We start from the raw sequence: 23,155 nt of genomic DNA on the forward strand, positions 1-23,155 counted from the left end.
TAGGGCCCCGTACAAGGGAGTCGGCCCCCGGGACGCGGTTCGTCCCGGGGGCTCTCTGCGGTGTGCTCCGGGCCGCTCATTGTCATGTACCCGTTACCAGCGTGATTACGGGAGCGTGACCTTCCGCAAGCGAGGGTGTTCGTCGGCGTGATCACAAACAGAGATGTCGTGATCACAAACAGAGGTGGGGGGAACACCGTATGAACCGCATGACCCGTATGACTCGTATGAAGCGCGTGAAGACCACGGTCGGTCTGCTGACGGGCGCCGCGGCCGCCGTCGTCCTGGCCGCCGGGCCGGCCAACGCCATCAGCATCTGGATGTCCACCTCCGACAACGCGGGCTCGGGCTACTTCCAGAACTACGACGACACCATCGGGGTCTCGGACACGGAGGCCGACGGCATGAGCACGGTCACCCGCTGGGAGACCGACTACGGCCGCTCCGGCACCTGTGTGGACTCCAACGGCGCCGACAACGGCTACAAGGTGTGCGACTACGACTTCGACGAGGACGGCTACGGGCGCATCAAGGTGTGCCTGCGCGACTACAGCAACGACATCGGCTGGATCAACTGCTCCACCTGGAGCGACTGGCACCCGGTCCGCGGTCACGTCCGCTAGGACCCCATCCCGGTCACCTGTCAGGTCGCCTGTCCGCCGACGATTCCGAGCCACCTTCATATACAGGGCTCTTGCCCAGCTCTTACCCATCCCGCTGACAGGTGCCGTCCCTACCTTCGCTGTCCATGACGGAAAACCAGACGGCCGAAGGGCCGCAACACAAACGGGATCTGACGCGCCGCAAGGTCATCATGGCGGGCGGTGCGGCGGTGGCCGCCATGGGTGCCGGCGGTGCCCTGGCCATGACCGCCTCCGCGGACGAGGCGACCTCGACCGCCTCCACCGGCGCACAGGCCTCCGCGTCGAGCACCGCGGAGGTCTGTTACCGGCTCACCTCGGAGACCACCGAGGGCCCCTACTACATCGACGCGGACAAGATCCGCCGGGACATCACCGAGGACAGGGAGGGCATCCCGCTCGTCCTCGACCTCAAGGTCGTCGACTCGGAGACCTGCAAGCCGATCGCCGGTGCGGCCGTGGACATCTGGCACTGCGACGCGCTGGGCATCTACTCCGGCTACGAGGACGCCTCGACCGGAGGCGGCGGCACAGCCCCCACCGACGCTCCGTCGGGTACGCCCACGGGGACTCCCACGGGTGCGCCGCCGTCGGGCGGGCCGGGCGGGGGCACCGGCGGGGTGCACGAGGAGCCCACCGACGACGAGCGCTATCTGCGCGGTACCTGGAAGACCGACCGGCAGGGCCGGGTCTCCTTCAGGACGATCTTCCCGGGCTGGTACCGGGGCCGCTGCGTGCACATCCACACCAAGGTGCATGTGGACGGCGAGTGGACCGACGCCGGCTATGAGGGCGGGCACTCCTGCCACACCGGTCAGTTCTTCTTCGACGAGGCATCCGTGCTGGCCTCCGCCGAGGTCGCGCCGTACTCCACCAACACCACCGAGCGCACCACGCTCACCGAGGACGGCATCTACGACCAGACCGGCGCCACGGGCGGTCTCCTGAAGCTGAAGTACGACAAGAAGAACATCGCCAGGGGTGTCGTCGGCTCCCTCACGATGGGTGTCGACCCGGAGGCGACCAACACCGGCGGAGGCACCTGACCCCCTCCACACGTTCATATATGTGGAGCTTCGCTCAACCCATTGACCCGGAACTTAGGCCTCCGTAAGGTCCCGTGGAGCCCGCGTACGTGATCGCAGTTCACGTACGTGCACCACGAGGGAGACAACGATGTCAGAAGTCGTGATACCGGACGCCGAACGCCAGGCCGTCACCAAGTTCCTCCGCCGTATGCTGCCGATCCTCGTCCTGATGCTGCTGGTCAACCAGATGGACCGGACGAACGTCGGCTTCGTGCAGGACGAACTCAGGGCCGACGTCGGGGTGAGCGCCACCGCCTACGGCCTCGGCGCGGGTCTCTTCTTCATCGGCTACGCGTTGTTCGAGGTGCCGAGCAACATGCTCCTGGAGCGCTTCGGCGCCCGTGTGTGGCTGACCCGCATCATGATCACCTGGGGTCTGGTGATCGTGGCGATGTGCTTCATCCACAACGTCACGATGTTCTACGTCCTGCGCTTCCTGCTCGGTGTCGCGGAAGCCGGCTTCTTCCCCGGTGTGCTGCTCTACTTCACCCAGTGGCTGCCCGACTCCAGCCGCGGCCGGGCCAACGCGATCTTCCTCGGCGGCTCGGCGACGGCGTACATCGTGACGGGTCCCATCACGGGCGCGCTCCTGGAGATGCACGGCGTGGGCGGGTTCGCCGGCTGGCGCTGGATGTTCGTGCTGGAAGGCATCTTCTCGATCGTCGTCGGAGTCGTCGCCGGGTTCTTCCTGGTCTCGCGCATCGAGGAGGCGCGCTGGCTGACGCGGGAGGAGAAGGACGCGCTGACCTCGGCGGTCGCCCGGGACGAGGAGGCCCGCACCCGGGCGCCCAAGGTGTCCCGCCTCAAGCTCATCCTGCACCCGCAGGTCGCCCTGCTGACCGGCGTCTTCTTCGCGATGGCGCTCACCGGATACGCGATCACCTTCTGGCTGCCGAGCCTGGTCGACGACATCGGCGGGCTCTCCTCCTTCCAGGTCGGACTGCTCTCGGCCATCCCGTGGATCTGCGCGGTGATCGCGATGTACACGGTCAGCCACTACACCGACAAGGCCCCCGACCGCCGCCCCTACCTCGCGATCGCCCTGGTCCTGTCGGCCGTCGGCACCTTCCTGGCCACCCTGGGCTCCCCCTGGTTCGGCCTCGCCGCGCTCACCCTCGCCGCCGTAGGCGGAAAGTGCGCGGCCTCCCTGTACTGGCCGATGGCCCAGTCCGGCCTCGACCTCAAGATCGCCGCGCCGGGGCTGGCCGTGGTCAACTCCATAGGAAACCTGGGCGGTTTCGTCTCCCCCTTCCTCTTCGGCTACCTCCAGGACACGACCGGCAGCACCAAGGGGGGCCTGTACACCCTCTCCACCGCCTCGCTGCTCGCCGTCATCGGCGTGATCTACATCAGGAACACGCGGGGGAAGGCCGGGGGGCTGTCGCAGACCGCGGTGGAGGCCGGCGCCCAGCGGCCGGTCGCTTCCTGAAGGGCCTCCGGGGCCTTCTTAAGGGGGCGGCGCCGGTCCGTCAGGCGATCCAGAGGAGGCCGTTGCCGCCGAGGAGCGTGCTGTCGGCCTGTGTGAGCCCGACCGAGGCGGCCGTGAACAGGCGGCTGCCCGTGGCGGTCGGGCGGGAGGTCCCGCCGGGCAGGGCCCACACGGCACCGGTGTAGTTGTTCTCGCCGGGTGCGCCGACGAACAGCTCGGGCCGGCCGTCCTTGTTCACGTCCCCGGCCGAGACCGTCGCGCCGAAGGTGTCGTAGGCCTCGGAGGCGCCCGGGACGCCCGCGGTGTCCTGGGAGAAGGAGTAGGCGCCGGTGCCGAGGGCCCCCGAGCGGCGGCCCGGGACGACGGTCACCTGGCCGGCATCGGTCTTGGCGAGGTCCTCGTTCGGGGAGCCCACCACGATGTCGGCGAGGCCGTCCCGGTTCAGGTCCGTCACGGCCAGCGCGGCGCCGAAGTCGTCGCCCTTCTCGCTCGCGCCCGGGACGCCCGCGGTGTTCTGGGTGATCTGCACGGGCTTCGCGTCGGTCAGGACGCCGTTCCCCGAGCCGTACCAGACGAGGACACGGCCGCCCAGCGCGCCGTCCGCCCCGTCGGCGTCGGGCTCGTCGGGGTCGCCCGCCACGAGGTCGTGGTATCCGTCGCCGTTGATGTCGCCGGCGGCCGCGATCAGGCCGTTGCCCTGCCGGAGTTCGTTGCCGATGAGGGGATCCCCGTAGACCTGGCCGCCGCTCAGTCCGTCGAGACGGGTGGTGACGACGGCGGGATCGGGGACGCCCTGGCGGTCGAAGTCGCCCAGCGCGACGGACTCCACGGAGGGCGTGTTCCGGTTGTACTCGACGGAACCGTAGGAGCCCGTCCGGCGGAACGGCCCGCTGAAGAACACGGATCCGTCGTACCCGGCGACGGCGATCCGTGTCGCGGCGCCGGCACCGAGGCTGAGCGCGGAGACGTCGAGGCCGTAGTACGCGGGATCGTCGGCGGCCGTGGCGGGCGACGGCAGGTCCGTGCCGCTCGTCAGCCCGCTCCGGCTGCCCCAGAGGACCGTCACCGCACCGGAGTCCTTGCCCTTCGGGGTGTCCTCGTACGGCGACGTCACCACCAGGTCGGCGTACCCGTCCCGGTTCAGGTCGGCCGTGGCGGTCGCGGCGCCGAAGCGGTCGTAGGCCTCGGCCGTGCCCGGCACACCGGAGGTGTTCTGGGTGATGGTCTTGCGCCGGGACGCCGCGAGGCCGGACGACGATCCGTACAGCACGACGACGGCACCCGCCGCCTCCTTGCCGGCGACGTTCGCACCGGGCGCCGGCAGGACGGCGTCGCGGTAGCCGTCGCCGTTGAAGTCGCCCGGTACGGCACCGTGCACGGCGGACGCGGTGCCGGTCGGCAGCAGCACGCCCCCTATGAGGCCTACGGCCACGAGCGCGGCGGCGCCCCATCTGACGGTCATGTGCGTCCCCTCCACCCCAGGCGCACCCTTCGTGCGCCGACGTCACGCGGGCAGTGTACGGGCGCGTCCCCGCAGGTGGGGTGGGGATTTCGGCATGGGGTGCTCATGGTCGGCGCACGGGATTCCTGGTCGACGAACGGCTGGTCTACCGGCAGTGTGCGGCCTGCGCCAGCCGTATCCCCGACCTCCCCGCGCATCACGTCCCGACCGAGTGGACACCGTGCCGGACCTGGACCACCAAGAGCCGCGGCCGGAGCCGCCGCAGCCAGGTCCCTGTCGACCAGGGCCGCACCCCGTCGGCAGCCCGGCCTGCCTTGACTGCGACCCGCGCGGCCGCGGGGACCGGGTACCACCAGCAAGGCCCCAGCCGAGGCAGGGAACGCGGTGACGAGCGGAGAGGTACACCGCCGGGAGACGCTCGCTCGGCAGCGCAGGCAGTGGGAGACCGAGACAGCCCTGGACGCCGTGTTGTCGGACCCCGAGATTCAGCGCCTCAAGCAGGAGATCGAGGAGCTGGAGGCCTCCATGGCACGAAGCGGAGTACCCGCACCTGGGGACCAACTCCGAAGGTCAGCCTGTGGCGTGGGTGGGAACCGCTCCGGACGATGACTGCGGCGCTCCGCGGAGCGCCGCAGTGCGGCTGCCGGACTCCTCCCGTTCCCACAGCGGCGTCGAGATGCGTTTCAGCAACTCGTACAGGTCGCCGTCGACTTCGAGGTCTCCGGCCACCCAGGTGCGGGCAAGCCCCAGCTCGCCGGGCCGCCACAGCAGACGCCGCAGGGGCTTCGCGGTTGCCGCCCGCGACATCGCGGGCGGCCTGCTGTCGTCCGGGATCTACTGACTGTCAGCTCTCGTTGGTCGTACGGCGCCTGCGCGCGAAGTAGACCGCGGAGCTGCCGGCCGCCACGACGGCGAGACCGGCACCCGCGAGGACGGGGGTGCTGCTCGACGCGCCGGTTTCGGCGAGGTCTCCGTTCGTGGTCGGCTGGTTCGCCCCCGTGTCGCCGCCCGTGCTGGTGCCGGGCTCGGGCGTGGCCGAATCGTCAGGGGTGGGGGTAGGGGACGGACTCGCACCGGGCACGTCGGTGTCGGCGAGCTGCGCCGCGAAGGCGCCGGCGATCACCTTGTGGCCCTCGGCGTTGGGGTGCGGGTCCTTCATCGTGCACGCCCAGGTCAGCTGGCAGATCTTGGCCACGCTCAACGGCGCCTCGCCCGCGCCGGGCACGTTGACCTGGGTGGTGAAGTCGTCCGAGGAGAACGCACCGGCCACGTCCGCCACCTTGAAGCCGGTGGACTTGTACACCTGGGTGATCCCCGTGTTGGCGGCCCCGACCAGGGGTGCCGACTCCTTGGCGGCCTGCTGCCCCGCTGCGCCCAGCAGCCAGGTCGCCAGGAACGGGTTGTAGTACGTCGAGCCCACGAACTGGGTGTTCTTCGTGCCCGCCTCGCGGAGCGCGCCCGCGATCTGGGCGAGGTTCTTCGCCATGGTCTGGCTCCGGCTGTTCAGGCACGCCCCGTCGGGGGTGCCGGCCGGGCCGACGCAGTTGAGGAGGATGTCGTTCGCGCCCACGCTGAGGGTCACGTAGGCGACCTTGCCGCGGTGCTGGGCCAAGGCCTGCAGAGCGGCGTCCAGTTGGGACTTGGCGTTCGGGTAGTCGCACTTGCCGCCCTTGATCAGAGACTCGGTGGTCTCAGCGGTGCAGCCGAGGCGTATGTGCTTCAGTCCGGGGGTGCGCTGCTTGAGCTGCGCGTAGAGATCGTCGGTGTAGGCGAGGTCGGTGTCCTTGTCGACGTCCGGCTGGTAGCCCGTGGTCAGGGAGTCGCCGAGCGAGATGTAGTACGTGGTGTCCTTGCCGTTGGCCGCCTCGTCGGCGATGGCCGGTCCGGGCGTGCTCAACGCGATCGCCGCAGCAGAGATGGCCAGTCCGGGGCCGAAACGCTGGAGGAATCTCATCACTTGGTGCACTTTCAGTTGTTTGTGGGGGGCCGAAATGCCGAACGGCACGGGGGGAGAGATGGTGGGAAGCAGCGCAACTCAGCCGCCACGTTTCCGGGGCACCTGAAGAAGGCTTAGATGGGATGTATGCCGCCGATGAGATCACGGGTTCTGCCCGGATCCATTTCGGGTGCGGGCGTCAATCTAGGGGGCTGACCACCGGCTTGGCTGTGGGAAGGCCGACAAAGTGACGGGTCCTTTGACTCGTGTAACTGCCAAAATGATCCCACTAATTCGTACTTGGTGACGGGACCCGTTGGTAGCCTGTCTGCCGGTGATCGACTGGGGAGGAAATCTCCTCTCAGCACCAGGCGCCGAGGCTGCCTGGTGCTGGTGCTGGTGCTGGTGCTGGTGCTGCTCCTGGACTGAGAGTCGGCGACGACCACAGGGCCTGCACTACGTCCGCGGCGCCCGGACCGTCCTCGCGCTCGGCCGGCGGCAGCGGTGCCCGCCTGAACCGCCGCCACCGAGTCCCCCGGTTCTACTTCGCGACGTACTGCGTGAGGATCGCCTGCACCTCGTAGATGTCGACGCCCTTGGTGAAGGTCTTCTGGATCGGTACGGAGTTGCCCGAGATCCAGATCTTCAGCTCGGCGTCGAGGTCGAAGGTGCCGGCGGTCTCCACCGCGAAGTGGGTGATGCTGCGGTAGGGGACGGAGTGGTACTCCACCTTCTTGCCGGTGATGCCCTGCTTGTCGACCAGGATCAGGCGGCGGTCGGTGAACAGGATGACGTCGCGGACCAGTTGGTACGCGGCCTGCACCTGCTCGCCGTGGCCCAGCAGACGGGCGTAGTCCTGCTGCGCCTGACCCGGGTCGACGGTGTGCGCGTTGCCGAAAAGTGCCATGGTTGTGGATCCCCCCACTTGTGCCGGTAAGTCACCGGCTTCACATGATCTTCCGGATGTATACCGTCTGCGGGGGAAGTGTGTACAGGGTTGTAGGAGATGTGATCGAGAACGGCAACCCTTCGGTGCCCGGCGGCCACTGACGGGGCGACAGCACGTCACCCCAACACCGTAAGGACCCGTACGTGGCAACCCCCTCGCACCGCCGCTCCCTGCGCAAGCGCCGCGCTCTTCTCACCTCCGTCGCGGCCGTCGCGGTGACCGGACTCGGTGCCTCCTACTTAGTGATGAGCGCCAACGCGAACGCCGTCGACCTGTACCACCAGACGCTCGCCGCCAAGGACGGCTGGGCCTCCTCCGGCACCGGCACGACCGGCGGCGCGAAGGCCGACGCGGCGCACACCTTCACCGTCTCCACCCGCGCCCAGCTGGTGAAGGCCCTCGGCTCGGCCTCCGACACCACCCCGCGGATCATCAAGGTCAAGGGCACCATCGACGCCAACACCGACGACGCGGGCAAGAAGCTGACTTGCGCCAACTACGCGTCCGGGACCGGCTATTCGCTGACGTCGTACCTGAAGGCGTACGACCCGGCGGTCTACGGCCGCTCGAAGCTGCCGTCGGGCGGCCAGGAGACCGCGCGGGCCGCCGCGCAGAAGAAGCAGGCGGCGAACATCGTCTTCAAGGTGCCCGCCAACACCACGCTCGTGGGCGTCCCGGGGACCAAGGCCGGTATCACCGGCGGCATGCTCCAGATCCAGAACGTGGACAACGTCATCGTCCGCAACCTGACCTTCGCCGCCACCGAGGACTGCTTCCCGCAGTGGGACCCGACCGACGGCGACGAAGGCAACTGGAACTCCACCTACGACTCCGTCACCCTGCGCGGCGCGACCCACGTCTGGGCCGACCACAACACCTTCACCGACGCGCCCCGCTTCGACAGCGCCAACCCGGAGTACTTCGGCCGTGAGTACCAGGTCCACGACGGCTCCCTGGACATCACCAAGAGCTCCGACCTGGTGACCGTCTCCCGCAACCAGTTCACCAGCCACGACAAGACGATGCTCATCGGCAGCAGCGACAGCGAGCCCGCCGGGAAGCTGCGCGTCTCCATCCACCACAACGTGTGGAAGGGCATCGTCCAGCGGGCGCCGCTGGGCCGCGTCGGCCAGATCCACATCTACAACAACCTCTACGACGTGACGCCGCTCAACGGCTACGCCGTGCAGTACAGCATCAACTCCCGCGCCAAGGCCCAGGTCGTCGCGGAGAACAACCACTGGAAGGTCCCGGCCGGCGTGAAGGTCGCCAAGCTCCTCAGCGGTGACGGCACGGGTGCGATCAAGGGCACGGGCAATGCCGTCAACAGCACGGTGACGGACCTGGTCGCCGCGTACAACGCCGCGTCCTCCAAGGACCTGAAGACGACGGTCAACTGGACGCCCACCCTCACCGCGGGCATGGAGTCCTCGGCGAAGAACCTGCCGACGTCGCTGGGTACGACGACGGGGGCCGGGGTGCTGTCGTAACGCACACGGTGTGGGGCCGGGGCCCGGGGCTGAACGGTCCCCGGGCCCATGGCATCAGCGGCGTGGGGTCTCAGGCCGGGGCGTCGGTGAACAGGTCCTCCGCGCGCAAGACCGTACCGGCGCGCACGAGCCAGTCGTCCAGGCGGTCGAGGTCGGTGCAGGTGGTGATGCGTTCGCGGACGTCGTCGGAGATCGCCAGACCGCGGACCTCCAGAACACGCAGGACGCCCTTGGCCTCGCCCAGGGCCTTGCCCTCGGCCCTGCCCTCGGTCCTGCCCTCGGTCCTCCCCTCCAGGTACTTCTCCTCGAAGAGCGTCCTGTGCCCCGGGAAGTGGGTGATGACCTTCGACATCAGCTCTCTCCATTTCTCTTTGGCCGGAGTGTCCTCCAGTCCGATCTCCACCACCTCGAACCAGTACGCCGTGGTGGGCGGAGCGAATGACACGAGGCCGCGGGCCACAGCCTCCAGTATGGCGGCCGCCCTCCGGTCCTCGCTATGAACGATGGCCGAGAGCGCGGCCAGCCCCGGCTGCCGGGCCACCAGCGACTCGTCCGTGACCTTCGGAACGGTCTCCGGTCCCAGTACGAACGGACGCGTGACCTGGGTCGTCCAAGGACCCACGGCACACTCGAAGGGCCCGGCCGCCCAGGCCGCCGTATGCCGGTCCTTGCAGACGGCCACCAGCAGCACCGGCATGTCGTACTTCGCCCGCAGGTGTGCGACGTAGTACGCCCAGCTCTTCGCCTTGTCCGGGTGCTTCTTGGTCTGGGCCTCGATGGCGATGAGGAAGCTCTCCCCCATCTCGGGTTCGAACTTGAGCACCGTGTCCACACGACGCTCCAGCGGCCGGACTTCCGTGGCGTCCGGCGAGAGCGTGCCGAAGTCCGACTTCGACGGTGGTGGGATTCCCAGGGCCTCGAAGACGAGACTCAGGGTCTCCGGATGGTCCTGGAAGAGCCGGTGGGAGGCCTCGTGGGTTGATGTGACCATGTGCGCAACCTAGATGGATCAAAAGGCGGCGCCCGGGGTTGACTCGGGAGTGTCCACTCGTTCGGGGTGCGGAGAAACGTTCAGGGCGCGGTGATGCGGGTCAGGTGAGGTAGCGGCCGTCCCAGGGGTCGGCGAATTCGAGGCGGTCCGGGTAGAGCTCGGCCCAGGTCTCGCCCTCGTCCTCGCGGATCACCAGGCCGAACAGGACGTCGTCCACCGTCACTTGGAAGGGGCGGACGGTGATGTCGGTGTAGGCGCGGCGCGGCAGGCTGCGGAGCAGTTTGGCCAGGTGGACGCGGGCGCGGGCGAGGACCGACGCGTCGCCGTCGGGGCCGTGGAGCTGCTCGGCCCAGGTGCCGGCACACCAGATGTCCGAGTCGCGGTAGCGGCCCTCGGTGTCGAAGGTGTGGAGCACGACGTAGAGGCGTTTGTGCGCTTCCCAGCCCTCGTCGAGCTGGAAGCCTTCCGGGAAGGCGTACGTGATCGACGCCAGGAACTGACCGCCCGCATAGCGGCCGATGGTCTCGGTGCGATCCCTCGGCACGTAGGCGATCGGAATGACCTCGGGGACTGCCATGGCGAAAACCATACGGGTTGGCGGGGACATGTCTGTGGGGGGTATGGCAATGGCCGGGGAACCGGGCGCTCCTTACGTATCCGCTGCGCTGTGAGGCGTTGAGCCCAGGGCCCTTCGGTCGTGGGAACGTGTGTACGTATGAAGGTGAAGGTGTGGAGATTCAGTCGAACAGGGCTCCTGCGGAATTCAGCACATAGCTGATTCGGAGTCACATCGCCCCCTATGATGCTCTTCCGATATGCGCAACGGGGGCTCGATGACAGCGCAATCTTCTTCCGATCAGCATGTCTCCAACGAGCGCGAGCTCGTGCTGGACGCTGTTCTGGGGCCGGCGAGCGAGGCGTACTACGCCGAGCGTGTCCGGTCGGGAAGCGGAGCCCGGCTTCGGGCACAGGCGGCGCAATCGACGGTCACTTTGTTCGCCGGTGGTCTTGTCGCCGCGTTGACGTTCACTCAACTCGACAACCGGCCCGAGATCACGCGTTGGGCAGGCGTCGTGGCCGTCGGACTGTGGTTGCTGGCGGCGGTGTTGTATCTCCGCGCCGTGGCGCAGCCGGTGTCGGCTCTGGCCGGGCCGAGCCATGCGCGGGACCGCCTCGATCTGCTCAACGCGGTCCTGAAGCGGGCCGACGACGAGGCCGCTCAGATCGACCGAAGACAGCGGCACGCGAACTGGGTGGTCACGGCGGCGCTGATCGCCAGTCTCGGCACCGTCGTGCTGGCCACAGCCCTCGGTCCCGAGGAGAAGAGGCTCTCAGGTTCCGTTCTCCTGTCCCCCTCGTACGCGAAGAGCGCGCGGACGTTGTGCGGCCTGACCGGGGACCGGATAGCCGGGCGGATCGACAAGGCCTCCCTCTCCGCTGCGTTCGTGCGCATCACGGTCAGCGCCAGGAACTGCGGCGGCGGAACCGGTGAGAGGGAGCTGGCGGTTCCCAGGGCAGCAGTCCGGGCCATCACCATGGAAGGGAATTGATCATCAGAATGAGCGCGGCGTTTCACTTCCTATGCTTCACACCCCTTGTACAGCAGGACGCCGCGCTGCACAGCGTGCGGACACTGCTTGAGGCGGGACATCGGCTCGACGCCGTGTTCGTGCTCGGCACCAGTGCCGTCGAACCGAGACAGGTCACCGCCTCCGACATCGGGGACTTCCTCGACACGGTGATGCTGGAGGGTCTGGAGAGCGGAAACGAGCAACTGACACCCGTGGTGTCCGTTCCGTGGCGGCACGACGCCCATCCCGTCGGACCCGGCCAGGGCATGCTGGCCAAGGCGCTCACCCGCTACTGGGGGGACACCGAGCGAGGCCTGTGGCGAGGCGAGGAGGACGACATCGTCGCGGCCTTGCACGACACGTCCTTCAAGGACTTCGTCGCGTGGTCCGCCGCTCGCACGAACCTTCCGGGCTGGCGGGCGGGCGTACTGCCGGGTGAGGGAGCGGTACGGCTGGAAGGCGGCGGTGCGTCGCTGGGCATCGTCGCGGCGAACACCGTCTTCCGGATGACGGCGTCCGAGGGCATCGCCGATCTGGCGACGTGTACGGTCGACCAGTTGCACAGCGCGGTCGGTGGAGACTTCGTCGAGTGGGCGAGCGGGAACGACCTGTCGGTCGTCCTGGCGGGGCACACCGCCGCGCTGTCGACCTCGATCGCCTCCATACTGCCGCAGACCCTGCTGCTCGCCCCGGAAGGTGACTCCGCCCAGGTCGTGCCCGGTGAGCGGTGGCTCGTCCCGGCCCGTGGCACGACCCGACAGCACCGGCTCCTCCGCATGGAGGTCGGCGGCGGTACGACTCCCAAGATCCGGGACCTCGCGGCGCCCCCGGCCGAACAGCCGGTTCCCCTGCCCAGTCCGCGCAGAGCGGGCAGGGGCTCGGCCAGGCCGGCACTGCCACGGCAACTCGCTTCGGACGACTATGACGAGGCGACCGCAGTCGAGGCGTTCTACCAGCAGGTCAGCACCGGCCGAATGATTCTGGTGGCCGTTTCGGGCATCCACCCCGAGGGCGGGCCGATCGACACCGACGTCCTCACCCAACGGCTGATCGAGGACGTCTACGGTGAGGTGCTCGACCCACCGCCCACCACGTCCGAGATCTGGGACACCGCATCCGAGCGCCTGGGCCCCCGGGGGGTCGAGCCGTATCTCGCCGCACTGCGCATCGGTGAGCAGACATTCGCGCAGGCCGCACACCGCATGCTGCACGCCCCCTGGTGGCGCATCTACGATTTCACCGCCACGGACATCTTCTCCTCGGTCCTCCGGCACGACCCGAAGGTCGCGGACACCAACACGTTCGTCAACGCGATGCTGCGCAATCCCATGGGCGGAAACGCCACGGTGGAAGCCGTCGCGATGCATGGGGATCCCGGTTCCACCACCTCCCTCGCCTTCGGTGTGCCCGCCGATGACGACGTGGCCTCGCGGGCCCTGTGGTTTCGCAAGCTGAAGGCCGAACTGCTCTGCCATCCCACCGTCTTCATGGCCGCATCGCCGAGCAGCCGGTCCTTGTGGCAGGCGCTCGCCCTGGCGCAACCGCAGGCCGAATCGGAGCGTTTCCCCCGCTTCGTCGTCACCGGGCCGGGCAGCGCGGCGGATCGTGCCCGGATTCGCCAGGCGGGACTGATACACATCCAGGCGCTGCCGCACGAGTTCGCGTCCCGGCGACTGGTGCCGGGACTGGAGATCTTGCAGCAGGGCAGGAGACGGCTCGCGGACGTCCAGGTCGGCGCCCGCAAGAACTCGGGCATCAAACTCGTCTCGGCCCTCCTCGACAGTGCGCCTGCCGGCAGTGTCGAGTTCCTCAAGGGCCAGGACCCCACCTGGGGCGACGTCACAGACGGATACGCTGCGAAGCTGTCCATCACCGACCGTATGCGCGTGATGGCGCGACCGGCGGAGGACGGGAAGCACAGCATCGTTCTTGTCGAGGGCCGGGCGGGATCGGGCAAGACCACCGCCCTCATGCAGTACGCGTACGAACTGCACAAGGCCGGACGGACGGTGGCGTGGATCGATCGTGAGGCGACGGATCCTCTGCCGAACCTGAAGGCGCAGGCCCACAGCATGTCGGCCGAAGCCGTCTTCGTCGACGACGTCGACATCTTCGGCAGTCTCGGCGCCTCCCTGCTCAAGGAACTGAGCAACGGTGGGAAGACTCTGGTTGTCGCGGCCATCCGAACCACGCGGGCGGAAGAGCTGGACGCGTCGTTTCGGCCCAGAAACGTGTGGGCGGACGAGCCGCTGAAGGACGAAGACCTCGGGCACATCGTCGACGTCCTGCACGAACACGGCCTGCCCGGCATACTCAAGGGTCACAAACTGCGACAGCAGAAGATCGACAAGCTGCGGGAGCTGTGTGACCGCAGCCTGCTCGCGGCGATGATCCAGGTGGTCACGGGCAAGCGGTTCGAGGACAAGGTCGCCAGCGAGTACCACGACCTGAATGCCGAACAGGTCGCGGTCTACTCGACCGTGTGTGTCTTCGAGTCCGCCATCGTCTTCAAGAAACGCGGTATCGAGCAGGAGGATCTGCTTCAGATCGTCTCCGGGCCCTACGCGCCCAAGCCGTCCCTGCAAGAGGCGATCAACCGGTTGGTGGCCACGCGGTTCCTGACCCGCGCCGCGGACGGAACGATCCGATGCCGGCAGCGGACCATCGCGGACACCGTGGTCGAGACGGTACTGAGGAAGACCCCCGACCGTCTGGGCGACGTCATCGAGTACCTGCTGAACTTCTACGCCCAGTACGCGGCCGGGATCCGCGACAACAACGATCCGTACCGCCGGATCATGATCAGGCTGCTGAACCACTCACTGATGGTGTCGCTCCGACTGGCTCCCCGCCGGGTCCGCGACATCTACGCCACGGTGCACGAACTGTTGAAGGACAACTTCCACTACTGGCTGCAGCGGGGTGAGTTCGAGTTGGAGCGAGGCGATCTGGGTATCGCCGAGAATCACCTGGAGACCGCGCAGGGCTGTGACGGAGGCGGCACCGACCACTTCGTCCTGACGGCCTGGAGCGCCATACGACTGCGGCGCTCGACGATCAACCCCGGCGACGGCAATCTGCGCGACCGGGCGCTGGAAGCCATCGGAGTACTCGAAGGGGTGGCACTGCGCCACGGAGGCGCGTCTCCGCACTCGTACTCGGTGGTCGCCAGAAGGGGAACCGAGTGGGTGGAGGCATGCGAGGCGTCGCTCTCCGCGGATCAGATCGACGACATCCTCCGTCGCATTCTCGGACAGGTCGAGACCGGGCGGCGCTTCTGCCGAGACAATCACGAATTCATGCGCATCGCGGACGAGTTCGAACCACAGATCAAGCGGTTGCTGGAACGCAGCAAAGGGATTCCGCTGTAGCGACGTAAGTGCCTGCCCCGGACGATCGGCCGGGGCAGGCACCCGGGTCGTTTACCGTGATTCGCCGCCGAAGCGCTCCTTGTAGGTCTCCAGGTCCTCGTCCGTCAGCTTGGCGAAGAGGACCGGGGGGACCGTGAAGGGGGTGCCCACGGGGACCGTGGTGAGGGACCTGGCCTCGGTCGGGGAGATCCAGGTGGCGGTGTCGTCCTTGAGGGTGAAGGCCTGGCGCATGGCCGCCGAGGAGGACGGGATGAAGGGTTCCGAGACCACCGAGTAGAGGTGGATCAGGTTCATCGCGGTGCGCAGGGTGAGGGCCGCGCCGTCCTGGTCGGTCTTGATCTGGAGCCAGGGGGCCTTCTCCTCCAGGTAGGAGTTGCCGGCCGACCACAGGGCGCGCAGGGCCGCGGCCGCCTTGCGGAACTGTAGGGCCTCCATCTGGGACTCGTACTCGGCCAGGAGGGACGCGATCTGCTCGCCGAGCCTGGTCTCCGCCTCGCCCGGTTCGCCGCCCGCGGGGACCTCGTCGCCGAAGCGCTTCCTGGAGAAGGACAGCACGCGGTTGACGAAGTTGCCGAGGGTGTCGGCCAGGTCCTTGTTCACCGTGGCCGTGAAGTGCTCCCAGGTGAAGGACGAGTCGTCCGACTCGGGGGCGTTGGCGATGAGGAAGTAGCGCCAGTAGTCGGCCGGGAGGATGGCCAGGGCCTGGTCGGTGAAGACGCCCCGCTTCTGGGACGTGGAGAACTTCCCGCCGTAGTACGTCAGCCAGTTGAAGGCCTTGACGTAGTCGACCTTCTTCCACGGCTCGCGTACGCCGAGCTGCGTGGCCGGGAACATCACCGTGTGGAAGGGGACGTTGTCCTTCGCCATGAACTGGGTGTAGCGGACGGGGTTCTCACCCGCGTCCGCCTCGTACCACCAGGACTTCCAGTCGCGCGTCTCGTCGGCGGTGGCCGCGTCCGCCCACTCCTTCGTCGCGCCGATGTACTCGACCGGGGCGTCGAACCAGACGTAGAACACCTTGCCCTCGGCCGCGAGCTCCGGCCAGGTGTCGGACGGGACCGGGACGCCCCAGTCCAGGTCGCGGGTGATCGCGCGGTCGTGCAGACCTTCGTTCAGCCACTTGCGGGCGATCGAGGACGCCAGCTGCGGCCACTCCTCCTCGTGGGCCGCGACCCACGCCTCGACCTCGTGCTGCAGCGCGGACTGGAGGAGGAAGAGGTGCTTCGTCTCGCGGACCTCGAGGTCGGTGCTGCCCGAGATCGCCGAACGGGGGTTGATCAGGTCGGTCGGGTCCAGGACGCGGGTGCAGTTCTCGCACTGGTCGCCGCGGGCCTTGTCGTAACCGCAGTGGGGGCAGGTGCCCTCGACATAGCGGTCCGGGAGGAAGCGGCCGTCGGTGGGCGAGTAGACCTGGCGGATCGCTCGCTCTTCGATGAAGCCGTTCTCGTTCAGGCGGCGGGCGAAGTGCTGGGTGATCTCGACGTTCTGCGGGGAGGAGCTCCGGCCGAAGTAGTCGAAGGCCAGCGCGAAGCCGTCGTAGACCGCCTTCTGGGCGTCGTGCGCCTGTGCGCAGAAGTCCGCGACGGGGAGGCCCTGCTCCTTCGCCGCGAGTTCGGCCGGGGTGCCGTGTTCGTCCGTCGCGCAGATGTAGAGGACGTCGTGGCCGCGCTGGCGGAGGTACCGGGAGTACACGTCCGCCGGGAGCATGGACCCCACCATGTTGCCCAGGTGCTTGATCCCGTTGATGTACGGAAGGGCGCTGGTGATGAGGTGTCGAGCCATCGGGGGCTGCTCCCAGGTTGCTATGTACGGAACCTTGGAATCGTAGCCGACATGGGTACGCCGCCCGCCTCCCGTTTTACGGGGTGGGAAGCGGGCGGCGTCTTGTGCGGGGTGCGGGGGGTTACGCGGGGTTTACGGGCGCCAGGTCGCCAGGAGGCCCTCGTAGACCTCCGCGTCCGTGAGCTCGCGGGGGGTCTCGCCGGCGAGGAAGTGGGACGTGTTCGGGGTCTTCAGCTTGCGGAGGTAGTCGAATGCCTTGTTCTCCGGGTCGCCGAAGGCGATGAACGAGAAGAACACGTGGGGGTGGCTCTTCGCGGCGTCCGTGAGGGCCTGGGTGGCGGGGGTCTTCGCGTCGGGGGCGCCGTCCGTCTGGAAGACGACGAGTGCGGGGGTGTCGGGGGTGTCTGGGGTCGATGACTTCGTGTGGTGCGCGAGTACTTCTTCTACGGCTGCGTGGTAGCTGGTGCGGCCCATGCGGCCGAGGCCCGCGTGCAGGTCGTCGATCTTGGTGTCGTGGTCGGTGAGGGTGAGCTCGCCGGTGCCGTCCACTTCCGTGGAGAAGAAGACGACGTGGACCTTGGTGTTCTCGGGGCCGGACGGGTCGAGGTGGGCGGCGAGGGCGAGGGTCTGCTCGCCGAGGGCCTGGGCCGAGCCGTCCTTGTAGTACGGGCGCATGCTCGCGGAGCGGTCGAGGACGAGGTAGACCTTGGCGGGGGTGCCGGTGAGGTTCTTGGCGGTGAGGGTGGCTGCGGCGGCCTGGTAGGCGGTGCGGAGGGTTGCGGGGACGGTGTCGGTGTCCTCGGCGGCTGCGGCTGCGGCTGCGGCTGCGGCTGCGGCTGCGGGGGCGGTGGTCGGCTCGGGTGCCTTGGCCGGCTGCGGCTCGGCCGGGACGTCCTCGGCTTCGCCTTCGGACGAGGTGTTCCCACCCGCACCACCCGTGCTGGTTTCGTCGTCGGCTGCGGGTCGCCCCTGTGGGGCGTCCTCGCCGTCGGCGGCCGCGGGAGAGTCGGTCGGTTCGGCCGTCTCGGCCGACGGCTCCGGGCTCGGCTCCTCGGAGGTCGGCGACTCAGCCGCAGGTGCCTCCTCGGCGGCGGGCCTCTCGGCCGCCTCCGGCTCCTTGGCGGCAGGCTCCTTGGCCTCCGGCTCCTCGGCGGTCGGCGTCTCCGCCGTCGGCACCGTCTCCTCGACGACGTGCTCCTCAGCCGCTGCCTCGCTCGCGGGCGTCGGCGTCTTCGCCGCAGGGGCCTCTTCGGTGACGTCCGCCTCGGCCGCCTGATCGTCGGCCTTCGGCGTCTCGGCTACCGGGGTCTCAGCCTCTGGTGTCTCGACAACCGTGGCCTTAGCCTCAGCCTCCGGCGCCTCGGTAACCGCGGTTTCATCCTCCGGCGTCTCGACAACCGCGGCCTCGGCCTTCGGCGCCTCGGCCTTCGGCGCCTCGGCCTTCGGTGTCTCGCCAACCGCGGTTTCATCCTCCGGCGTCTCGACAACCGGGGTCTCGGCCTGCGGCGCCTCCCCCACCGAGGTCTGCGCAGCCGGGGTCTCGGCCTTCGGCGCCTCCCCCACCGAGGTCTGCGCAGCCGGAGTCTCGGCCTGCGGCGTCTCCTCCACCGAGGTCTCCGCAGCCGGGGTCTCCGCAGCCGGGGTCTCGGCCTCCCGAGTCTCGGTCACCGGGGTCTCAGCCTCCGGCGCCTCTCTCACCGGGGTCTCAGCCTCCGTGGCCTCAGCCACCGCCGTCTCCGCAGTCGCGCCCTCGGCGCCCCCGTCGCTCGACGGCGTCGGATCCTCCTTCACCGCACCCCCCACCGACATCGCCCCATCCGCCGGAGGCGACTGCTTGGGGACCGTGACGTTGTCGAAGGCGGCGGCGACGAGGTCGTGTTCCTCCTGGGGGGTGAGGGGGGTGGTGCGGGGTTCGGGGACCTGGGCCTTGGGGGCCGGGGTGGGGTCGGGGGAGGGGGAGGGGACCTTGGGGGTGGTCTCCGGGGTGGTCTCAGAGGAAGAGGAGATCTCCTGCGAAGGAGTCCGTTCCGCACCCTCTGCCTCGGCGGCACGTGCCTTGCGTGACCGGCCGAATGCGTTCCGCAGGAGAGTGAGAATGCCCATGTGCGCAACCCTTCGCGTGAGTTGAAGCCCGTCAATCCCTGGCCAGGACGGACACGTAAGGTTAGCGGCCCCGAATGGCGATCTTGGGCAGGGGCGGGGGAGGCGGGCTCCACAGGAGTCAAGGGCCACATCAGGACTTCGTCGGTGATCAAGGTGGCCGGAGGGTAATCGGCCTACATCCACCCCGGGTTCACCCTCCGTTCATCGGTGCGCTTCGCTCCCGCACAAACGTGCCCCTACCGTCCGTCACGCTGGACTCAAGGGGAAGCAAGGGGAGCGTAAAAGTGCGCAAGCAGTTGCCGTTGATCATGACGTCTTCGTCCGAAACCCATTCTGGCGGCCGGTCCGCCCTGACCTGCCGGTTCCGGTGTGGTGACGCCTGTTTCCACCCGGCGCCCAACACCTCTGACAACGAGTACGTCGGCGATGTCATCGCCGGGGCTCTCAGTCGTCGTTCGATGATGCGTGCCGCGGCCGTCGTCACCGTGGCCGCCGCGGCGGGTGGTGCGGTCGCCGCGCCCCGGGCGCAGGCAGCGGAGGCCGCCGAGCAGGGCGTACAGAAAGCCAAGGCCGGGGCGTCCAAGGGCGCCCGTGGGCTGCGGTTCGCCGCCGTCGCGCCGAACACCGCCGACACCGTGACCATCCCGGACGGGTACGCGCAGAACATCGTCATCCGCTGGGGCGAGCCCATCCTGCGGGGTGCGCCCGCCTTCGACCCGGAGAAGCAGACCGCCGCCGCGCAGGCCGGTCAGTTCGGGTACAACAACGACTTTCTGTCGCTCCTGCCGCTTCCGGGCGAACACAACCGGCAGATCCTCGTCGCCAATCACGAGTACACCGACGAAGTGCTGATGTTCCGGGGGTACGACGCCGCCAACCCGACGCGTGAGCAGGTCGAGATCGCCTGGGCCGCCCATGGGCTGTCCGCCGTGGTCGTGGAGGGGGACCGGAGGAGTGGGAAGCTCACCGCCGTTCCGCGGCATCGGCTGAACCGGCGCGTCACCGCCACCACCGCGTTCCGGCTGACCGGGCCCGCCGCCGGGTCGGACCTGGTCAGGACGTCGGCCGACCCTTCCGGGCGCAAGGTGCTGGGCACGCTCAACAACTGCTCCGGCGGCACCACCCCGTGGGGCACCACCCTGCACGGCGAGGAGAACTTCAACCAGTACTTCGCCAACGCGAGCCGGACCACCGACAAGCGGTACGGCATCGGGACCGGGGCGAGCGAGCGCAAGTGGGAGCGGTTCGACAAGCGGTTCGACGTCGCCCAGGAGCCCAATGAGGCCCATCGGTTCGGGTACGTCGTCGAGCTCGACCCCTACGACCCCGACTCCACGCCCCGCAAGCACACCGCGCTCGGCCGGTTCAAGCACGAGGGCGCGACCGTGCGGCTCACGCGCGACGGGCGGCCGGTCGTCTACACCGGTGACGACGAGCGGTTCGACTACTTCTACAAGTTCGTCGGCAGCAAGCGGATGAAGCACGGCAGCAGCCGGGCCGTGCGCGAGCACAACCTGTCGCTGCTCGACGAGGGCACGCTCTACGTCGCCAAGCTCACCGGCGACTCCCCCGCCATCGAGATCGACGGCACCGGCAAGCTGCCGAGTGACGGTGAGTTCGACGGCAGCGGCGAGTGGATCCCGCTGGTCACCGCGACCGCCAAGGGCGCCGTCTCGCACGTGGACGGGATGACGGCCGAGGAGGTCTGCGTCTTCACGCGGCTCGCCGGTGACAAGGTCGGGGCCACCAAGATGGACCGGCCCGAGGACATCGAGCCGAACCCGCACACCGGCAAGGTGTACGTCGCCCTCACCAACAACTCCAACCGCGGTGTCGGTACGAACGCCAAGGCCGACGAGGCCAACCCGCGCAACGCCAACAAGCACGGGCACGTCCTGGAGCTGACCGAGCGCTGGAACCGGGCCGACAGCACCCGGTTCGCGTGGTCGCTGTTCCTCGTCGCCGGTGACCCGAAGGACCCGGCGACCTACTTCGCCGGCTTCCCCAAGGACAAGGTCAGCCCGATCTCCTGCCCGGACAACGTGGCCTTCGACCCGTACGGCAACCTGTGGATCTCCACCGACGGCGCCCAGCTCGGCTACCACGACGGCCTGTTCGGCGTGGCCACCCGGGGCGAGCGGCGCGGTGAGCTCAAGCAGTTCCTGACCATGCCGAAGGGCGCGGAGACCTGCGGTCCGGTCATCCAGGACCGGCGCGTGCTCGTCGCCGTGCAGCACCCGGGCGAGATCGACGGCGCCACCGTCGAGAAGCCGGCCAGCGCCTGGCCCGACGGGCCGGGCACGTACGTCCGCCCGTCCGTCGTCGCCGTGTGGCGCGCGGACGGCGGTGACATCGGCGTCTGAGCCGGCCGGAAGGGGGCCGACAACAGGCCCTACGGGAGTGCTGGGACCGGTGGGCGGCTCGCCGCACCGTCGTGTTCCAGCCACTCCTGGTACGCCGGCGCCTGCCGCGCCGCCTCCCAGTACGCCTCCTCCAGCGCGGGGCAGACGCCGTCGAGGTCCGTCTCGGTACGGGCCGCGAGGAGCAGGCGGACGCCGAGCGGGTCGCCGTGCAGCCGTCGTACGGCCATGTCGGGGCGGGGCACCCGGGTCGGCTGGCAGACGGTGACGACCTCGCCGGTGGCGACCAGGGCGTCGGCGGTGTGGTAGTCGCCGTGCAGGACATGGGGGTGGACGTCGGCCGCGCGGAACATCCGCTGGACGGCGTCCCACTCCCCGTCGACCGTGGGGTCGATCATCCAGCGGTCACCGGCCAGGTCGGAGAGGTGGACCACCGGGCGGGCCGCCGCCGGGTGGTCGGCCGGCAGGGACACGAACTGCGGTTCGCGCTCGATCAGGACGCGCAGGCGCAGTTCCCGGGGGATGCGCAGGGGGCAGCCCTCGACCTCGTGCACGAAGGCGACGTCGAGCTGGCCGTCGGCGACCATGCGCAGCAGGGCGTTGGCCGAGACGTTCATGTGGAGGGTGGGGTCCTGGCCCCGGGCGCGCAGCCGCCGTAGCCAGCCCGCCAGGGCCTTGCTCGCGGTGGAGCCGACGCGGAGCTCCGGACCGCCGACCGCCGCCGCCCGGGCCTCCGCGACCAGGGAGCGCATGTCGGCCACCAGGGGGCGGGCGCGACTGAGGACGAGCCGCCCCAGGGGTGTGGGACGGCAGCCGGATCTCGCGCGCACGAACAGCGCGCCGCCCAGCTCCTGTTCGATGCGTCTGAGCTGCGTGCTCAACGACGGCTGGGCGACGCCCAGATGACGGGCCGCCCGGTGCAGGCTGCCGGTGTCCGCTATGGCGCACAGCGCGCGCAGGTGCCTCACCTCAAGCTCCATGCCGTCGGAGCGTAAAGCGGAACCCAAGCTTTCACCAGGTGTACAAATCGCACGCGGGCGCAGGCGAACGGGGGCGAACGGGGTGGTGATAGGGCCGGGCTATCACCGGTTGCCATCATCACAGCCGTCGTGCGGAGGCCGACACTCACCGTTGACGACTCACCCCCCACACCTGGAGTCATCGATGCGTCTGTCCAGCTCTCTGTCCTCCTCCGCCCTCGTGGCGGCCATCGGCCTCTCTCTCACAACGGTCGGCGTCGGCGCCGCGGTTCCCGCCGTGGCGGCGCCCGCGCACGCCGGGTACGTCGGCACGTCCGCGGAGTCCGAGGCGAACCGGGCCTTCTTCGAGGCCGTCCTGAAGTCCGTCGCCGAGAAGCGCGCCGCGCAGCCGCGCGCCGCCGCGGCCGTCACCGTCGTCTACGACGCCTCCCGCGCGCCCACGTTCGCCGCGCAGATCGCCCGCAGCACCCAGATATGGAACAGCTCGGTGTCGAACGTGAAGCTCCAGGAGGGCACCAACGCCGACTTCACCTACCGCGAGGGCAACGACTCGCGCGGGTCGTACGCCTCCACGGACGGGCACGGCGGCGGGTACATCTTCCTCGACTACCGGCAGAACCAGCAGTACGACTCCACGCGGGTCACCGCGCACGAGACGGGGCATGTGCTCGGGTTGCCGGACCACTATTCGGGGCCGTGCAGTGAGTTGATGTCCGGGGGCGGGCCGGGGACGTCCTGCACGAATGCCGTTCCGGATGCGAATGAGCGGGCGCGGGTTGATCGGCTGTGGGTGAACGGGTTCGCCGCGGCGATGGACAAGGCCCTGGAGAAAGCGGGCCGTTAGGAGCCACCACCCCCCACGCGGTGCGGCCGCCCCCTTATTTTTAGGGGGCGGCCGTGCCCATGTTCGCCTACTAGCTCGGGGGCTTGTGTTGTCGGGCGGGTGCGGGTTGTCCGTGGCTGGTCGCGCCCACGCGGCGGAGCCGCACATTGATACAGCCC

17 protein-coding genes are annotated in these 23,155 nt (G+C 68.9%); 8 read left to right on the forward strand and 9 right to left on the reverse strand.

The genetic code is table 11. The features are described 5' to 3' along the window. Positions 1–200 precede the first annotated feature (200 nt). The 3 genes from K4B79_RS19440 (at position 201) to K4B79_RS19450 (ending at position 3,158) form a co-directional block, all read left to right on the forward strand. Positions 201–623, forward strand: coding sequence for a hypothetical protein (locus tag K4B79_RS19440; protein ID WP_232028054.1), 423 nt, complete (start codon positions 201–203; stop codon positions 621–623). Positions 624–748: 125 nt separating this feature from the next. Then, positions 749–1,687, forward strand: a complete 939-nt coding sequence (locus K4B79_RS19445) for an intradiol ring-cleavage dioxygenase (RefSeq protein WP_232028055.1) — start codon at positions 749–751, stop codon at positions 1,685–1,687. Between the two features lie 130 nt (positions 1,688–1,817). Further along, positions 1,818–3,158: an MFS transporter gene (locus tag K4B79_RS19450; protein ID WP_232028056.1), complete on the forward strand. Its 1,341-nt coding sequence runs from the start codon at positions 1,818–1,820 to the stop codon at positions 3,156–3,158. Between the two features lie 40 nt (positions 3,159–3,198). Here K4B79_RS19450 and K4B79_RS19455 read toward each other — a convergent pair whose 3' ends face one another. The 4 genes from K4B79_RS19455 to K4B79_RS19470 form a co-directional block, all read right to left on the reverse strand. Continuing rightward, positions 3,199–4,620, reverse strand: a complete 1,422-nt coding sequence (locus K4B79_RS19455; protein WP_232028057.1) for an FG-GAP-like repeat-containing protein — start codon at positions 4,618–4,620, stop codon at positions 3,199–3,201. A gap of 570 nt (positions 4,621–5,190) precedes the next feature. After that, positions 5,191–5,427: a hypothetical protein gene (locus tag K4B79_RS48635; RefSeq protein ID WP_374208493.1), complete on the reverse strand. Its 237-nt coding sequence runs from the start codon at positions 5,425–5,427 to the stop codon at positions 5,191–5,193. 37 nt (positions 5,428–5,464) lie between these two features. Then, entirely contained in the window at positions 5,465–6,574 is a 1,110-nt protein-coding gene (locus K4B79_RS19465) for an SGNH/GDSL hydrolase family protein (RefSeq protein WP_232028058.1), read from the reverse strand. Between the two features lie 523 nt (positions 6,575–7,097). Next, on the reverse strand, positions 7,098–7,463 hold the full coding sequence (locus K4B79_RS19470) for a PH domain-containing protein (protein WP_232028059.1): 366 nt from the start codon (positions 7,461–7,463) through the stop codon (positions 7,098–7,100). Between the two features lie 185 nt (positions 7,464–7,648). Here K4B79_RS19470 and K4B79_RS19475 point away from each other — a divergent pair, with 185 nt between their 5' ends. Then, positions 7,649–8,995 (forward strand): pectate lyase family protein, encoded by a 1,347-nt coding sequence (locus tag K4B79_RS19475; RefSeq protein ID WP_232028060.1) that lies wholly within the window; start codon positions 7,649–7,651, stop codon positions 8,993–8,995. 70 nt (positions 8,996–9,065) lie between these two features. On the opposite strand, the gene K4B79_RS19480 is transcribed toward K4B79_RS19475, so the two are convergent. Together K4B79_RS19480 and K4B79_RS19485 are read right to left on the reverse strand one after the other, a co-directional pair. Continuing rightward, positions 9,066–9,986 (reverse strand): hypothetical protein, encoded by a 921-nt coding sequence (locus K4B79_RS19480; protein ID WP_232028061.1) that lies wholly within the window; start codon positions 9,984–9,986, stop codon positions 9,066–9,068. A 100-nt stretch (positions 9,987–10,086) separates the two neighbouring features. Continuing rightward, the gene (locus K4B79_RS19485) at positions 10,087–10,563 is read right to left on the reverse strand and encodes a hypothetical protein (RefSeq protein ID WP_232028062.1); all 477 of its coding nucleotides are present in this window, start codon (positions 10,561–10,563) and stop codon (positions 10,087–10,089) included. A gap of 238 nt (positions 10,564–10,801) precedes the next feature. Here K4B79_RS19485 and K4B79_RS19490 point away from each other — a divergent pair, with 238 nt between their 5' ends. Together K4B79_RS19490 and K4B79_RS19495 are read left to right on the forward strand one after the other, a co-directional pair. Beyond that, complete coding sequence (locus K4B79_RS19490) at positions 10,802–11,536, forward strand: hypothetical protein (RefSeq protein WP_232028063.1); 735 nt, start codon at positions 10,802–10,804, stop codon at positions 11,534–11,536. A gap of 74 nt (positions 11,537–11,610) precedes the next feature. Then, positions 11,611–14,928: a P-loop NTPase gene (locus tag K4B79_RS19495; protein WP_232028064.1), complete on the forward strand. Its 3,318-nt coding sequence runs from the start codon at positions 11,611–11,613 to the stop codon at positions 14,926–14,928. 51 nt (positions 14,929–14,979) lie between these two features. On the opposite strand, the gene metG is transcribed toward K4B79_RS19495, so the two are convergent. Next, a complete protein-coding gene (gene metG, locus K4B79_RS19500; RefSeq protein ID WP_232028065.1) occupies positions 14,980–16,710 on the reverse strand; it encodes a methionine--tRNA ligase in 1,731 nt (576 codons plus the stop codon). 132 nt (positions 16,711–16,842) lie between these two features. After that, on the reverse strand, positions 16,843–18,813 hold the full coding sequence (locus K4B79_RS19505; protein WP_232028066.1) for a VWA domain-containing protein: 1,971 nt from the start codon (positions 18,811–18,813) through the stop codon (positions 16,843–16,845). A gap of 284 nt (positions 18,814–19,097) precedes the next feature. Here K4B79_RS19505 and K4B79_RS19510 point away from each other — a divergent pair, with 284 nt between their 5' ends. Continuing rightward, the gene (locus K4B79_RS19510) at positions 19,098–21,176 is read left to right on the forward strand and encodes a PhoX family protein (protein ID WP_232028067.1); all 2,079 of its coding nucleotides are present in this window, start codon (positions 19,098–19,100) and stop codon (positions 21,174–21,176) included. 29 nt (positions 21,177–21,205) lie between these two features. On the opposite strand, the gene K4B79_RS19515 is transcribed toward K4B79_RS19510, so the two are convergent. Beyond that, on the reverse strand, positions 21,206–22,153 hold the full coding sequence (locus K4B79_RS19515) for a LysR family transcriptional regulator (protein ID WP_232028068.1): 948 nt from the start codon (positions 22,151–22,153) through the stop codon (positions 21,206–21,208). A gap of 184 nt (positions 22,154–22,337) precedes the next feature. Here K4B79_RS19515 and snpA point away from each other — a divergent pair, with 184 nt between their 5' ends. Beyond that, entirely contained in the window at positions 22,338–22,997 is a 660-nt protein-coding gene (snpA, locus tag K4B79_RS19520; RefSeq protein WP_232028069.1) for a snapalysin, read from the forward strand. The last annotated feature ends 158 nt before the right edge of the window (positions 22,998–23,155 follow it).

The organism is Streptomyces lincolnensis, assembly GCF_021173675.1.
Classification (GTDB): Bacteria; Actinomycetota; Actinomycetes; order Streptomycetales; family Streptomycetaceae; genus Streptomyces; species Streptomyces lincolnensis_B.

What these genes read in the sequence shown, in the direction of transcription:
- K4B79_RS19440 (WP_232028054.1), top strand. Translation starts at nt 201, where the DNA reads ATGAACCGCATGACCCGTATGACTCGTATGAAGCGCGTGAAGACCACG.
- K4B79_RS19445 (WP_232028055.1), top strand. Translation starts at nt 749, where the DNA reads ATGACGGAAAACCAGACGGCCGAAGGGCCGCAACACAAACGGGATCTG.
- K4B79_RS19450 (WP_232028056.1), top strand. Translation starts at nt 1,818, where the DNA reads ATGTCAGAAGTCGTGATACCGGACGCCGAACGCCAGGCCGTCACCAAG.
- K4B79_RS19455 (WP_232028057.1), bottom strand. Translation starts at nt 4,620, where the DNA reads ATGACCGTCAGATGGGGCGCCGCCGCGCTCGTGGCCGTAGGCCTCATA.
- K4B79_RS48635 (WP_374208493.1), bottom strand. Translation starts at nt 5,427, where the DNA reads ATGTCGCGGGCGGCAACCGCGAAGCCCCTGCGGCGTCTGCTGTGGCGG.
- K4B79_RS19465 (WP_232028058.1), bottom strand. Translation starts at nt 6,574, where the DNA reads ATGAGATTCCTCCAGCGTTTCGGCCCCGGACTGGCCATCTCTGCTGCG.
- K4B79_RS19470 (WP_232028059.1), bottom strand. Translation starts at nt 7,463, where the DNA reads ATGGCACTTTTCGGCAACGCGCACACCGTCGACCCGGGTCAGGCGCAG.
- K4B79_RS19480 (WP_232028061.1), bottom strand. Translation starts at nt 9,986, where the DNA reads ATGGTCACATCAACCCACGAGGCCTCCCACCGGCTCTTCCAGGACCAT.
- K4B79_RS19485 (WP_232028062.1), bottom strand. Translation starts at nt 10,563, where the DNA reads ATGGCAGTCCCCGAGGTCATTCCGATCGCCTACGTGCCGAGGGATCGC.
- K4B79_RS19490 (WP_232028063.1), top strand. Translation starts at nt 10,802, where the DNA reads ATGCGCAACGGGGGCTCGATGACAGCGCAATCTTCTTCCGATCAGCAT.
- metG (WP_232028065.1), bottom strand. Translation starts at nt 16,710, where the DNA reads ATGGCTCGACACCTCATCACCAGCGCCCTTCCGTACATCAACGGGATC.
- K4B79_RS19505 (WP_232028066.1), bottom strand. Translation starts at nt 18,813, where the DNA reads ATGGGCATTCTCACTCTCCTGCGGAACGCATTCGGCCGGTCACGCAAG.
- K4B79_RS19515 (WP_232028068.1), bottom strand. Translation starts at nt 22,153, where the DNA reads ATGGAGCTTGAGGTGAGGCACCTGCGCGCGCTGTGCGCCATAGCGGAC.
- snpA (WP_232028069.1), top strand. Translation starts at nt 22,338, where the DNA reads ATGCGTCTGTCCAGCTCTCTGTCCTCCTCCGCCCTCGTGGCGGCCATC.